The sequence below is a fragment of the Mesorhizobium sp. WSM4830 genome, assembly GCF_055811495.1.
In genome coordinates, this window is record NZ_JBVVQI010000002.1 from 1 (window position 1) to 13,169 (window position 13,169).

Genomic DNA, 13,169 nt, shown 5'->3' on the forward strand with positions numbered 1-13,169 from the left:
TCGCTAACCCTTCGCCGTCATCAGGCTGGGTAGAGGACTTGCACCTCCAAGCTGTCGATCATGCTCGGCACACAACAAAAAGGCGGCCGAAGCCGCCTTTCCGAAAATACGTTCTTGAAGAGCCTTATTCGGCGGCAGCTGCTTCCGCGGCCTTGGCAGCCTCGTCGGCGGCCTTCTTCTCGGCGGCGTCCTGCGCGGCCTTCTCGGCGGCCAGCGCCTGGGCGGCGGCCACCTTCTCGGCCTCGATGCGCGCCTTCTCGGCGTTCAGCGCATCGCGCTCTTCGTCGTTGAGCTTGCGGGCGCGCACACCGGTGTTTTCCGAAATGCGGGCCGACTTGCCGCGACGGTCACGCAGATAGTACAGCTTGGCGCGACGCACCTTGCCGCGGCGCACGATCTCGACGCCCTCGACCATCGGCGAATAGACCGGGAACACACGCTCCACGCCTTCGCCGTAGGAGATCTTGCGGACGGTGAAGTTTTCCTGGAAGCCGGCGCCGGCGCGGGCGATGACGACGCCCTCATAGGCCTGGACGCGGGTACGGGTGCCTTCGGTCACGCGGACCTGGACGCGTACGGTATCGCCGGGCTGGAATTCGGGAAGCTTGCGCTTGGCTTCGATCTTGGCGGCCTGCTCGGCCTCGAGCTGACGGAGGATGTCCATCTCAATAATCCACTTCTTGTTCTTCCGACAGTCAGAGCGTCCGACACTCGCCTTGCAGTCGCATCGACCGCTCGGCTATGCCCTTCGTTCGAGAACTTCTGTTCGAGAACATCGGGCAGGGGCGACTACACCGTCACAGTTGACGGGTCCGGGAGAATTTTCTTCCGGTTCGGCGCGCACATACAGCTATTTCGGCGCTTTGTCACGCCTTCGCTGTCTCTTTTTTGGCGCTGCTTCTTTTTGGCTGGCGCCGCTGTGGCAATCCCGTGATCGCTTGTGGTCCAGGGGGTTGCGCCCGCACGTCAAGCTTTCTAAGCCGGAAGATAAGCATTTTTCCTCCAGCGACGACACCCCTCATGCCAATCTTGGACGCGGTCCTGCTCTTTCTCGCCGGCTTTCTGTCAGGCGCGGTCAACGCCGTTGCCGGCGGCGGCACGTTCATAACCTTTGGCGCCATGACCCTGGCCGGCCTGCCGCCGATCGTCGCCAATGCGACATCGTCGGTGACGCAATTTCCTGGCTACATCACCTCGACGCTCGCCTATTGGCACGACATCAAGCATTTCTGGCGCGGCGCACTGCTGCTCAGCCTCATTTCGGCTCTCGGTGCGCTGTCTGGCGCGCTCATCCTTCTAGGGCTCGACAACCCGTCGTTCCGCGCCTTGGTGCCGTGGCTGCTGCTGGCGGCAACCGCATTGTTCGCTGCCGGGCCATGGCTGAAGCCGGCGCCCAAACCGGAGCATGAGGCCGCGGTGGGTTCGCTGGCCGGGTCGCTGGCGCAGTTCGCCACCGCCGTCTATGGCGGCTTCTTCGGCGCCGGCATGGGCGTCATGATGCTGGCGACGCTCGGTCTCACCCAGTCCGGCGACTATCACCGGCTGAACGCGCTGAAGAACATGCTGGCCGTGGTCATCGCTGCGGTTGCCATCCTCGTCTTCGTCTCGGGCGGCGTCATCGCCTGGCTGCAGGCGATCATCATGATCCCGGGTGGCGCGCTCGGCGGCTATGCCGGCGTCTGGATCGCCAGGCGTGTGCCGCAGAACGCGGTGCGCGGCTTCGTCATCGCCGTCGGCCTGTTCCTGGCTTTTTACTATTTCGACAAGGGCTGAGCGGCTAAAAGATCCGGCCTTCGCTCTTTCGTCAGCCTCTCCGCTTCGGCCCGCCGCCACGCCGCGATCTTCCTGTGATTGCCCGAAATCAGCACTTCGGGAATCGGCCGGCCCTCGAACTCCTGCGGCCGCGTATAATGCGGATGTTCGAGCAGGCCGTTTTCAAAACTCTCTTCCTCGCCCGATACCGCGTTGCCCATGACGCCGGGCAGCAGGCGCACCACAGCGTCGAGCAGCACGAGTGCCGCCGGCTCGCCGCCGGACAGGATGAAGTCGCCGATCGAAACTTCTTCGAGGCCGCGTGCCTCGATGACCCGCTGGTCGACGCCTTCGAAGCGGCCGCAGACGATCACCGCACCCGGCCCGCCGGCGAGCTCGCGCACACGGCGCTGCATCAGCGGCTTGCCGCGCGGGCTCATCAGCAGGCGCGGACGCGGATCGCCTGGCGGCGAGGCATGGTCGATGGCACTGGCCAGCACGTCTGCCCGCATCACCATGCCGGCGCCGCCGCCGGCCGGTGTGTCATCGACGGTACGGTGACGATCGCTGGCAAAGTCGCGGATCTGGATCGTTTCGAGCGACCAAATGCCGGTCTCGAGCGCGCGGCCGGCCAGCGACAGGCCGAGCGCGCCGGGAAACATCTCGGGATAGAGCGTCAGCACCGAAGCCGAAAAACTCACCGGTTGCCTCCGGCGTCCCTCGGCCCGCGCGGCCTGCCCTTCGGGTCGAAACCGTCGTCACCGGCAGGCTCGCCGTCCTCGTCCTCGACCAACCCTGCGGCGGCTGGATCAACACGGACAAAGCCGCCGGCGATCGACACGTCCGGAACGGCAGCCTGCGTGAACGGGATGAGCACGCCTTTGCGCCCGGCAAGCGTCACGTCGAGAATGTCGCCGCCGCCGAAATTGTGCACGGCAACGACCTTGCCGACGACCGCACCGGTGTCGTCCTTGACCTCCAGTCCGACGAGGTCGGCATGGTAGAATTCATCCTCTTCGCCCTCATCAGGCAACACGGAACGGTCGACGAACAATTCGGTGCCGGCAAGCGCCTCGGCGGCATTGCGGTCGTTGACGCCTTTGAACCGCACCACCACCACCGTGTTGGCAGGCCTGATGTCGACGATCTGGAAGGCGCGGCCATCCCTGGCGTAGAGCGGACCGTAATCGGCCAGCGCCAGCGGGTCGCCGGTAAAGCTCTTGACGCGCAATTCACCCTTGATGCCATGCGCGGCACCGATCACGGCCATCTGGACGGGGTTTTGTGGCTTGCTCATCTGCGGAAAATCCTTTGCCTTGCTCTAACCCCAGCCCGTCGTCATTTCAATGACGCCGCTCTTCACCGCTTCCTAACCCGGCTGCCGGAAGATGGCCCAGAACTGGAAAAACGGAACTGGAAGAGCGCAATGCAGGAATTCCTCATACCGGCGAAACCCGATCTTCAGGCGGCGCGCGAGGCCTGGCTGAAGATGCTGGCGCGCGAACGCCGACTGTCGCCCGAAACCGTCGAGGCTTATGAACGCGACACGCGCCAGTTCCTGCATTTCCTGACCGGCCATTGCGGCGGCTCGCCCGGCATCTCCGACATCGCCGATCTGCGCCCCGCCGATTTGCGCGGCTTTCTCGCTGCCCGCCGTGCTGAGGGCGCCGGCGCCCGCACGCTCGGGCGCGGGCTGGCTGGCATCCGCTCGCTGCTGCGTTTCCTGGAACGGCGTGGCCTCGCCAATGCGGCCGGTGCGGCAGCCTTGCGCGCGCCGCGGCAGCCGAAATCGCTGCCCAAGCCGCTGACCGCAAGCGATGCAAAACACGTTGTCTCGGTGGAAGGCCAGCTGGCGGAGGAGCCATGGATCGCCGCCCGCAACGCCGCCGTGCTGACCCTACTCTATGGATCGGGTCTGCGCATTTCCGAGGCGCTCGGCCTGTCGGGCGCCGATCTGTCCTCACCTGGTGATACCGTGCTGCGCGTCACCGGCAAGGGTGGCAAGACCCGGCTGGTGCCGGTGCTGCCGGTGGCGCTGCGGGCGATTGCCGAATACCGCCGCTTGTGTCCCTGGCATCTCGATCCCAAAGGCCTGCTGTTTCGCGGTGCCCGCGGCGGCCCGCTGAACCCGGCAATCGTTCAGCGCGACATGGCCAAGCTGCGCTCGGCGCTCAACCTGCCCGACACGGCGACGCCGCATGCGTTGCGCCATTCCTTCGCCACGCATCTGCTAGGGCGCGGCGGCGACCTGCGCACCATCCAGGAGTTGCTCGGCCATGCCAGCCTATCGACGACCCAGATATACACCGGCGTCGACACCGCCAGGCTGCTCGAGATTTACGAAGCAGCCCATCCGCGCGCGTGATGGATGCTTGAATCGGTGGCCATCTCGCAACAATTTGGATGCGCCGGTTAACCGTTTTGCCGCTTTTTGCGCCTAGAACCGCAACATGAAACGCCTCATCGCCATCGCTGACCGCGCGACCCATATGTCGCTGAAGCTGCTTGTCGCGCTCAACGCCCTGTTTTTCCTCTCCTTCCTCATCATCGCGCTGCTCGCCGCGGGCAAGGCACGCGCCGAGACCCCGGCCTGCGCCGGTAGCGATATGCTGAGCGCGCTGCAAAAGGACGACCCGGCTGCCTACCGCAAGATCGAGGCGGAGGCGGCAGCGACGCCGAACGGCAAGGGCCTGCTGTGGAAGCTCGAAAAATCAGGCGAAAAACCGTCCTTCCTGTTCGGCACCATGCACGTTACCGACCCGCGCGTCACCACGCTGCCACCCGCCGCGCAGGAGGCATTCGATGCGGCTGGCACCGTCGTCATCGAGACCACCGAAGTGCTCGACAAGCAGAAGATGATGGCCACACTGCTGAAAGAGCCGGATCTGATGATGTTCACCGACAAGACGACGCTTTCGTCGCTGCTGTCGCCGGAGGATGCGGCGGTGGTCGACAAGGCGCTCGATACGCGTGGCATCCCGCCAGCGACCGTCGCCAAGATGAAGCCCTGGTTGCTGTCGGCGATGGTGGCGCTGCCTGCATGCGAAGTCGCCCGCCAGGCTGGCGGCGCGCCGGTGCTCGACGTCAAGCTTGCCAAGGACGCCGAGGCTTCGGGCAAATCAGTCGAGGGGCTGGAGACAATCGCCTACCAGCTGCGCGCCATGGCTTCGCTGCCGATCGCCTTTCACCTGAAGGGGCTGGTCGACACGCTGAAGCTTGGCGACAAGGTGAACGACGTCAACGAAACCATGATCGTGCTTTACCGGCGTGGCGACACTGGCATGTACGTACCGCTGTTTCGGGCCGTCATCCCCGAACAGGTCGACGACCAATCGGGTTACGCCGAATTCGAGCAGACCATGATCACCAGCCGCAACAAGGTGATGGTCGATCGTGCCACGCCGATCCTCGCCCACGGCAATGTCTTCATGGCGGTCGGCGCCATGCACCTTCCCGGAGCGCAAGGCTTGGTCGAGGGTTTCCGCAAGGCCGGCTATACTGTGACCGCCGTCAACTGAACGACACGGCGGAGTTGCACACCGAATCATTGCCAAGCCTGGGTCAGTCCTGATTCCTGGCGCGACGGCGGACCGGCCGCGCTTCGTGCCAAGAAACTGAAAAAGGTTCGGTTTGGCTCGATCGAACCCCATTTTGCGGTGGAAATGCATGCCTGCAAGCGATTCCGGATCAGAATTGCCCTGTTTTCGGCGTTTTCAACGCCTAATGTGAAACCGATTCAACGATTGTACGTTGATGGCTATTACTTGATGTTTTTCATCCACGGAGGACACTTTTATGGCGAACACACCCAATCCGAACGACCCATTCACCTCGCCGGGCTCCGCACGGCCAAGCGGCGGCGGCAGCGGCTGGCTGATTGCCCTGGTCGTCGTTATCCTGGCAATTGTCGCCTATTATGTTTTTGGAAGACGTAGCGAGGCACCTGCGCCTGCCGAACCGCCCGCAGCCAGCACACCGGCCCCGGCGCCTGCACCCGCCGAGCCGATGAAGCCAGCCGAACCGGCTCCTGCGCCAGCTCCGGCAACACCCGCTCCGGCTCCCGCTCCGGCAGAACCTGCACCCGCTCCGGCCCCTGCGCCAGCCCCGGCACCAGCACCTGCGCCGGCACCAGCACCGGCCCCTCAGTGATCAGACTGCCGACTTAATATATGAACGGCCCGCTGAAAGGCGGGCCGTTTTGTTTTTGGGAGCAATCGCGGATGTTTCGGCCAATCTCCAAGGTTTGCGATTCTCCGCGTTTGCTCAGATATGGATGGGCTTGAAGAACGTCGCCAATGCCGCCTCCTTTACCGCCTCCGACATTGTCGGATGGGCGTGACAGGTGCGGGCTAGGTCTTCCGACGAGCCGCCAAACTCCATCAGCACGGCCGCCTCGTGGATCATCTCGCCGGCGCCGAAGCCGACGATGTGGACGCCGAGCACACGGTCACTGGCCTTGTCGGCCAGGATCTTCACAAAGCCGTCGGTGTGCAGCATGGCGCGCGCCCGGCCGTTGGCGCTGAACGGAAATTTTCCGGCCTTGTAGTCGATGCCGGCCTTCTTCAATTCTTCTTCGGTCTTGCCGACCGAGGCGATTTCCGGCGTGGTGTAGACGACGCTCGGAATCACGTCATAGTTCACATGACCGGCCTGGCCGGCGATGGTTTCGGCCACCGCCACGCCCTCGTCTTCGGCCTTGTGGGCAAGCATCGGCCCGGCGATGACATCGCCGATGGCGTAGATGCCGGGCACGTTGGTTCTGAGATGGCCGTCGGTCTTGACCCGACCGCGCTCATCGACGTCGACGCCGGCCTCCTTCAGCCCGAGAGCGTCCGAATAGGCCCGTCGTCCCGTCGCAATCAGCACCGCGTCCGCCTCGATCGTCTCGGCCGCTCCGCCTTTGACCGGCTCGAAGGTGACCGTCACCCCCTTCTTGGCCTTGGCGACGCCGGTCACCTTGGCGCCCAGCCTGAACTCAAAGCCCTGCTTCGACAGCAGGCGCTGGAATTGCTTGGAGACCTCGCCATCCATGCCGCCCAGGATAGTGTCGAGGAACTCGACCACGGTGACCTTGGCGCCGAGCCGCGCCCATACCGAGCCGAGCTCCAGACCGATGACACCGCCGCCGACCACCACCAGGTGGCCCGGCACCTTGTCCAGCGACAGCGCGCCGGTCGACGAGATGATCACCTTCTCGTCGAAATCGACCTTGACGCCGGGAATGCCGGCGACGTCGGAGCCGGTGGCGATGACGATGTTCTTGGTCTCGATCTCCTCGACCTTACCGTCATCGGAGGTCACCGACACCTTGCCGGCCGCAACCACCTTGCCGGTGCCACGAAAACTGTCGATCTTGTTCTTCTTGAACAGGAAGGCGACGCCATTGACGTTGGCCGTCACCGTCGCATCCTTGTGCGCCATCATCTTCCCAAGGTTGAGCTTGGGCGCGCCGATCTCGACGCCGAGCCCGTCGAAGGAATGGCCGGCCTCGGCAAACATCTCGGACGCATGCAGCAGCGCCTTCGACGGGATGCAGCCGATGTTGAGGCAGGTACCGCCGAAGGTCGGGTTCTTTTCGACCACCGCCGTCTTCAGACCGAGCTGCGCCGCCTTGATGGCGCATACATAGCCGCCTGGTCCAGATCCGATGATAACGACGTCATAGGCCATGATACTGTCCCTTTTGCTTTAGCGGCCGCCGCCGATTTCCAGATTGGCGCCTGTTGTGTAGGACGCCTCGTCCGACAGCAGCCAGAGAATTGCGGCTGCGACTTCCTCGGCGGTGCCGACGCGCTGCATGGGCACCACCTTGCGCATTCTCTCGGCGCGATCCGGCTGCCCGCCGGAGGCATGAATTTCGGTGTCGATGATGCCCGGGCTGACCGCGTTGACACGAATGCCTTCGCCGGCCACTTCGCGGGCAAGTCCGATGGTGAAGGAATCGAGCGCGCCCTTCGAGGCGGCGTAGTCGACATATTGACCCGGCCCGCCAAGCCTTGCCGCGATCGACGAAACATTGACGATCGCGCCGCCCTTGCCGCCATGCCTGGTCGACATCCGCTTCACCGCCTCGCGGGCGCAAAGCATCGGTGCGATCACATTGATGCGCATCATGCGCTCCAGCCTTGCAGCGCTCAGCTCGTCGACGCGCGCGCTCTGGTCGACCACGCCGGCATTGTTGACGAGCGCGTCGAGCCGACCGAAACGGGCATCGACAGCCTCAAACATGGCCAACACGTCCCCCTCGCTGCCGACATCGCCCTTGACGGCGAAGGCTTCTCCGCCAGCGGCGTCGATGTCGCCGACCACCGTTTCGGCTGCTTTTGCATTCGACACGTAGTTGACCGCAATGCGATAGCCGGCCTTGGCGGCAAGCCTGCATGTAGCGGCGCCAATGCCGCGGCTGCCGCCGGTCACCAGCAGGATTTTTCCGCTCGCGCTCATTCCTGACATCCTTTCAGGGCAAAGACGTCCCAGGGCACCTTGGAAAAGCCGTTGGCGCCATAGGCCACCGACATCTGCAACGACGCTCCCAGATCGGGAAGGATCAGCTTCTTCTGCGCATCCTTTCCTTCGCCCGGCAGCAACGCGATATTGCCCTGGTCGTCGGCAGTGTAGATGACGCCCTCCCACACGGTGCAGGCGGCGAGCTCGTCGCCGGTTACGTCGCCGGCCGGGCATTTGTACATCAGCGAGCCATGCGGCCGCGCCACGCCCTCGGTCCACATGACGATGCCGTCGAGCACGACGCCCTTGTCGAGCACCATCTTGAAGCTGTTGGTGACGGCAGCCGATTCGCCGGTTGGCCTGAAATCGATCTCGGCGGCGTTCTCAGGATCGCCATAGACGGCGAGCTCGAGCGGGCAGGCGGCGAGGGCGGCGGAGACCGCCTGTACGCCAACCGCGCAGATCGTGACAAACAATCCAGACCGGAAACGAGGGGAATTCATCCGGCGGCGCAGATCCATTCTCCCGCTCACGTGAGCCGCCCCTAGAGGTCGAGCACCAGCCGCTCAGGATCCTCCAGGCTTTCCTTGACCCGCACCAGGAACGTCACCGCTTCCTTGCCGTCGACGATGCGGTGGTCGTAGGACAGCGCCAGATACATCATCGGCCGGATGACGATCTGGCCGCCGACCACCATCGGCCGCTCCTGGATCTTGTGCATGCCCAAAATGCCCGACTGCGGCGCATTGAGGATCGGCGTCGACATCAGCGACCCGTAAACGCCACCGTTGGAAATCGTGAACGTGCCGCCTTGCATATCCGCAACCGACAGCTTGCCGTCGCGCGCCGCAAGCCCCAGCCTGCCGATTTCCTTTTCGATTTCGGCGATGGACATCTGGTCGGCATTGCGCACAACCGGCACGACGAGACCTTTCTCGGTGCCGACGGCAACGCCGATATGGGCGTAGTTCTTGAAGATGATGTCGGTGCCGTCGATCTCGGCATTGACCGACGGTATCTCCTTCAGCGCATGGGTGACCGCCTTGGTGAAGAAGCCCATGAAGCCGAGCTTCACCCCGTGCTTCTTCTCGAACACGTCCTTGTATTTGCTCCTCAGCGCCATCACCGCGCTCATGTCGACCTCGTTGAAAGTGGTCAGCATGGCGGCGGTCGATTGCGCTTCCTTGAGGCGGCGCGCGATGGTCTGGCGCAGCTTGGTCATGCGCACGCGCTCCTCGCGCGACGCATCGTCGGCCGTGGACGGCGCGCGCGCTGCGACAGGTGCCGGTACAGGCGCTGCCTTTGGCATTTCGGCCGGCTGCGACGGCGCGCCCCTGGCGATCAGGTCGAGCACGTCGCCTTTCAGCACCTGACCACGCTTGCCCGAGCCCGACACCTGGTCAACCGCGAGATTATGCTCGGCCAGCAGCTTTGCCGCCGACGGCGCCGGCGGCATGGTACGTGTCTCGATCGCGCCGGCGTCGCCGGCGATCTTGGCCGTCTCGGCAGCGGCCTGCTTGACGCTCGAGGCCGCAGTCGGAGCCGAGGCCTGCGACACCGCCTCCTGCTTCGTTGCCGGGGCGGCGGCAGCATCGGCTGCTCCGCCTGCCGAAATCGTGCCGAGCAGTGCGCCGACGCCGACCGTCTCGCCTTCCTTGACGGCGATCTCGGCGAGCGTGCCCGCGGCGGCGGCCGGCACTTCCACCGTCACCTTGTCGGTTTCGAGCTCGACCAGCGGCTCATCGGCGGCGATCGCGTCGCCGACCTTCTTGAACCATTTGCCGATGGTCGCCTCGGTGACGGATTCACCAAGTGTCGGGACGCGGATTTCGGTTGCCATTGTGCCTGTCCGTTTCTTTCGGTTCTGTTCTATTCACCAAGCGCGTCGTCGAGCAAGGCGGCAAGCTGGGCGAGATGCTTCGACATCAATCCGGTCGCCGGCGAGGCGGCGGCCGGCCGGCCGGTATAGCGCACCCGCTGATGCTTGGCGTCGATATGCGCCAGCACCCATTCGAGATACGGATCGATGAACGACCAGGCGCCCATGTTCTTGGGCTCCTCCTGGCACCACACCATCTCGGCATTGCGGAAGCGCGACAGTTCGGTGATCAGCGCCTTGGCCGGGAACGGATAGAGCTGCTCGACGCGCAGCAAATAGATGTCGTTGATGCCGCGCTTCTCGCGCTCCTCGTAGAGGTCGTAATAGACCTTGCCCGAACAGAGCACGACACGGCGGATCTTCGAATCCTTGGTGAGCTTGATGGCCTGGCCCGACAGCAGCTGGGCATCGTCCCACAACAGCCGGTGAAAGGCGCTTTCGCCCGACATCTCCGGCAGCGTCGACACGGCCCGCTTGTGGCGCAGCAGCGACTTCGGCGTCATCAGGATCAGCGGCTTGCGGAAGTCCCGCTTCAATTGCCGGCGCAAGATGTGGAAGTAGTTGGCCGGCGTCGTGACGTTGGCGACCTGCATGTTGTCTTCGGCGCAAAGCTGCAGGAAGCGCTCGAGCCGGGCCGACGAGTGCTCCGGCCCCTGGCCTTCATAGCCGTGCGGCAGCAGGCAGACGAGGCCAGACATTCTGAGCCATTTGCGCTCGCCCGACGAGATGAACTGGTCGAACACCACCTGGGCGCCGTTGGCGAAGTCGCCGAACTGCGCTTCCCACAGCGTCAGTGCCTTCGGCTCGGCCAGCGAGTAGCCATATTCGAAGCCGAGCACGGCCTCTTCCGACAGCATCGAGTTGATGACCTCGAAACCGGCCTGGGCCGCAGACAGATTGTTGAGCGGGATGTAGCGTGTCTCGTCGCGCTGGTCGTAGAGCACGGAATGGCGCTGCGAGAAGGTACCGCGCTCCGAATCCTGGCCGGACAGCCGGATCGGATTGCCGTCGAGCAGGATGGCGCCGAAGGCCAGCGCCTCGGCCGTCGACCAGTCGATGCCTTCGCCCGATTCGATTGCCTGGCGGCGGTTGTCGAGGAAGCGGATGATCGTCCTGTGCGCCTCGAAATCCTTCGGCACCTCGGTCAGTCTCTTGCCGATCTCTTTCAGCGTCTTGACCGGAACGGCGGTCTTGCCGCGCCGCTGTTCGTCCTGGTTGTCGGCCGAGCGCAGGCCGGACCACGCGCCGTCCAGCCAGTCCGCCTTGTTCGGCTTGTAATGCTGGCCGACCTCGAATTCCTGCTCGAGATGCGCCCGCCAATCGGCCTTCATCCTTTCGAACTCAGCCTGGGTGATATGGCCTTCGGAAATCAGCCGGTCGGCATAGATCTGCACCGTCGTCTTCTGGTTGCGGATCTTGCGATACATGATCGGCTGGGTGAAGGCGGGCTCGTCGCCCTCATTGTGGCCGAAGCGGCGGTAGCAGAACATGTCCACCACGACAGGCTTGTGGAACTTCATGCGGAATTCGATCGCCACCTTGGTGGCATGGACCACGGCTTCCGGATCGTCGCCATTGACGTGGAAGATCGGCGCCTCGATCATCTTGGCCACATCGGACGGATAGGGCGACGAACGCGAAAAGCGCGGGTTGGTGGTGAAGCCGATCTGGTTGTTGATGATGAAATGCAGCGTGCCGGCGACGCGGTGGCCGCGCAGGCCCGACAGACCGAGGATTTCGGCAATCACGCCCTGGCCGGCAAAGGCGGCGTCGCCATGCAGCAGCAGCGGCAGCACCTTGGCGCGCTCTTCCAGCGGAACGATCTCCTCGCGGCTGCGACCGAACAGATAGTCCTGCTTGGCGCGCGCCTTGCCCATCACCACCGGGTCGACGATTTCCAGATGCGAAGGATTGGCAGTCAGCGACAGATGCACCTTGTTGCCGTCGAACTCGCGATCCGACGAGGCACCGAGATGGTACTTCACGTCGCCCGAGCCTTCGACCTCGTCGGGCGCGGCCGAGCCGCCCTTGAACTCATGGAAAATGGCACGGTGCGGCTTGGCCATCACCTGCGACAGCACGTTCAGCCGGCCGCGATGCGCCATGCCGAGCACGATCTCCTTCATCCCGAGCTGGCCGCCACGCTTGATGATCTGCTCCAGCGCCGGGATCAGCGATTCGCCGCCATCGAGGCCGAAGCGCTTGGTGCCCTTGTACTTGACATCGATGAATTGCTCGAAGCCTTCCGCCTCGACCAGCTTCTGCAGGATCGCCTTCTTGCCGGCTGCGGTGAAGGAGATCTCCTTGTCGGTGCCCTCGATGCGCGCCTGGATCCAGGCCTTCTCCTCGGGATCGGAAATATGCATGAATTCGACGCCGAGCGTCGAGCAATAGGTCCGGGTCAGGATGTCGAGCATCTGCCGGATGGTGCCGAATTCCAGCCCGAGTACATTGTCGAGGAAGATCGGCCGGTCGTAGTCGGCTTCGGTGAAGCCGTAATTCTCCGGCGACAGCTCGTTATAATCCTCGAGCGGCTTGGCAATGCCGAGCGGATCGAGATTGGCGTGCAGGTGGCCGCGCATGCGGAAGGCGCGGATCATCATGATGGCGCGGACGGAATCGCGCGTCGCCTGATGTACGTCGGCGTCGGAAAGCGCTGCGCCGTTGCCGACCGCCCTGTCCTTGACCTTCTTTTCGATATGCTTTTCGACCAGGCCCCAATTGCCGTCCAGCGCCGAGACCAGCTCGCCATTGGCCTGCATCGGCCATGAGGGCTTGGCCCAAGAGGCGCCCTTGGCATTCTTGCGCACGTCGCCGGCGTCATCCTTCAGCGCCGCGAAGAAGTCCTGCCATTCGGGATCGACCGAAGCGGGATCGTCCTCATAGGCGGCATAGAGCGCGTCGATGTAATCGGCATTGCCGCCATAGAGGAAAGAGGTAAGCGAAAATTGGTCGTTGGCCTGATCTTGTCTTGCCATTTTTGTCCGCGGAGCTGCGCTCCGTCTCCTGTTTTTTGGAGGGGAGTAGGGCAGTAGGGGAGTAAGGCAGTAGGGAAAGCTGGCGGTTGCCGCACTCGGTCCCGTTCTTCCTA

General features: G+C 63.9%; 12 protein-coding genes. 3 read left to right on the top strand and 9 right to left on the bottom strand.

The features are described from left to right. Nucleotides 1–124: 124 nt before the first annotated feature. Complete coding sequence (gene rplS / locus AC0L2Y_RS02850) at nt 125–664, bottom strand: 50S ribosomal protein L19 (protein WP_254817835.1); 540 nt, start codon at nt 662–664, stop codon at nt 125–127. A gap of 356 nt (nt 665–1,020) precedes the next feature. Here rplS and AC0L2Y_RS02855 point away from each other — a divergent pair, with 356 nt between their 5' ends. Next, entirely contained in the window at nt 1,021–1,773 is a 753-nt protein-coding gene (locus AC0L2Y_RS02855; RefSeq protein ID WP_473553707.1) for a sulfite exporter TauE/SafE family protein, read from the top strand. Here the strand turns inward: AC0L2Y_RS02855 and trmD are convergent. Together trmD and rimM are read right to left on the bottom strand one after the other, a co-directional pair. Then, a complete protein-coding gene (trmD, locus tag AC0L2Y_RS02860) occupies nt 1,755–2,453 on the bottom strand; it encodes a tRNA (guanosine(37)-N1)-methyltransferase TrmD (protein WP_473553708.1) in 699 nt (232 codons plus the stop codon). The genes AC0L2Y_RS02855 and trmD overlap by 19 nt on opposite strands. Next, the gene (gene rimM, locus AC0L2Y_RS02865) at nt 2,450–3,049 is read right to left on the bottom strand and encodes a ribosome maturation factor RimM (protein WP_473553710.1); all 600 of its coding nucleotides are present in this window, start codon (nt 3,047–3,049) and stop codon (nt 2,450–2,452) included. Before rimM ends, trmD begins: the two co-directional genes overlap by 4 nt. A 129-nt stretch (nt 3,050–3,178) precedes the next feature. Here rimM and AC0L2Y_RS02870 point away from each other — a divergent pair, with 129 nt between their 5' ends. Both AC0L2Y_RS02870 and AC0L2Y_RS02875 read left to right on the top strand, forming a co-directional pair. Then, on the top strand, nt 3,179–4,117 hold the full coding sequence (locus AC0L2Y_RS02870) for a tyrosine recombinase XerC (protein WP_254817838.1): 939 nt from the start codon (nt 3,179–3,181) through the stop codon (nt 4,115–4,117). An 85-nt stretch (nt 4,118–4,202) separates the two neighbouring features. Then, the gene (locus AC0L2Y_RS02875) at nt 4,203–5,270 is read left to right on the top strand and encodes a TraB/GumN family protein (protein ID WP_473553711.1); all 1,068 of its coding nucleotides are present in this window, start codon (nt 4,203–4,205) and stop codon (nt 5,268–5,270) included. A gap of 374 nt (nt 5,271–5,644) precedes the next feature. On the opposite strand, the gene AC0L2Y_RS02880 is transcribed toward AC0L2Y_RS02875, so the two are convergent. The 6 genes from AC0L2Y_RS02880 to AC0L2Y_RS02905 form a co-directional block, all read right to left on the bottom strand. Further along, nucleotides 5,645–5,887, bottom strand: a complete 243-nt coding sequence (locus AC0L2Y_RS02880) for a hypothetical protein (RefSeq protein WP_473553713.1) — start codon at nt 5,885–5,887, stop codon at nt 5,645–5,647. Nucleotides 5,888–6,015: 128 nt separating this feature from the next. Further along, a complete protein-coding gene (lpdA, locus tag AC0L2Y_RS02885; protein ID WP_473553714.1) occupies nt 6,016–7,422 on the bottom strand; it encodes a dihydrolipoyl dehydrogenase in 1,407 nt (468 codons plus the stop codon). 18 nt (nt 7,423–7,440) lie between these two features. Next, a complete protein-coding gene (locus AC0L2Y_RS02890) occupies nt 7,441–8,196 on the bottom strand; it encodes an SDR family oxidoreductase (RefSeq protein WP_473553716.1) in 756 nt (251 codons plus the stop codon). Next, a complete protein-coding gene (locus AC0L2Y_RS02895) occupies nt 8,193–8,702 on the bottom strand; it encodes a hypothetical protein (RefSeq protein ID WP_473554181.1) in 510 nt (169 codons plus the stop codon). Before AC0L2Y_RS02895 ends, AC0L2Y_RS02890 begins: the two co-directional genes overlap by 4 nt. A 41-nt stretch (nt 8,703–8,743) precedes the next feature. Next, nucleotides 8,744–10,039 (bottom strand): 2-oxoglutarate dehydrogenase complex dihydrolipoyllysine-residue succinyltransferase, encoded by a 1,296-nt coding sequence (gene odhB, locus AC0L2Y_RS02900; RefSeq protein ID WP_473553717.1) that lies wholly within the window; start codon nt 10,037–10,039, stop codon nt 8,744–8,746. A 29-nt stretch (nt 10,040–10,068) separates the two neighbouring features. Then, the gene (locus tag AC0L2Y_RS02905; protein ID WP_473553718.1) at nt 10,069–13,056 is read right to left on the bottom strand and encodes a 2-oxoglutarate dehydrogenase E1 component; all 2,988 of its coding nucleotides are present in this window, start codon (nt 13,054–13,056) and stop codon (nt 10,069–10,071) included. Nucleotides 13,057–13,169 lie beyond the last annotated feature (113 nt).

Bases quoted from the DNA above. Each gene is read 5' to 3' on its own strand.
- rplS (WP_254817835.1), bottom strand. From the start codon at position 664: ATGGACATCCTCCGTCAGCTCGAGGCCGAGCAGGCCGCCAAGATCGAA.
- AC0L2Y_RS02855 (WP_473553707.1), top strand. From the start codon at position 1,021: ATGCCAATCTTGGACGCGGTCCTGCTCTTTCTCGCCGGCTTTCTGTCA.
- rimM (WP_473553710.1), bottom strand. From the start codon at position 3,049: ATGAGCAAGCCACAAAACCCCGTCCAGATGGCCGTGATCGGTGCCGCG.
- AC0L2Y_RS02870 (WP_254817838.1), top strand. From the start codon at position 3,179: ATGCAGGAATTCCTCATACCGGCGAAACCCGATCTTCAGGCGGCGCGC.
- AC0L2Y_RS02875 (WP_473553711.1), top strand. From the start codon at position 4,203: ATGAAACGCCTCATCGCCATCGCTGACCGCGCGACCCATATGTCGCTG.
- lpdA (WP_473553714.1), bottom strand. From the start codon at position 7,422: ATGGCCTATGACGTCGTTATCATCGGATCTGGACCAGGCGGCTATGTA.
- AC0L2Y_RS02890 (WP_473553716.1), bottom strand. From the start codon at position 8,196: ATGAGCGCGAGCGGAAAAATCCTGCTGGTGACCGGCGGCAGCCGCGGC.
- AC0L2Y_RS02895 (WP_473554181.1), bottom strand. From the start codon at position 8,702: ATGAATTCCCCTCGTTTCCGGTCTGGATTGTTTGTCACGATCTGCGCG.
- odhB (WP_473553717.1), bottom strand. From the start codon at position 10,039: ATGGCAACCGAAATCCGCGTCCCGACACTTGGTGAATCCGTCACCGAG.
- AC0L2Y_RS02905 (WP_473553718.1), bottom strand. From the start codon at position 13,056: ATGGCAAGACAAGATCAGGCCAACGACCAATTTTCGCTTACCTCTTTC.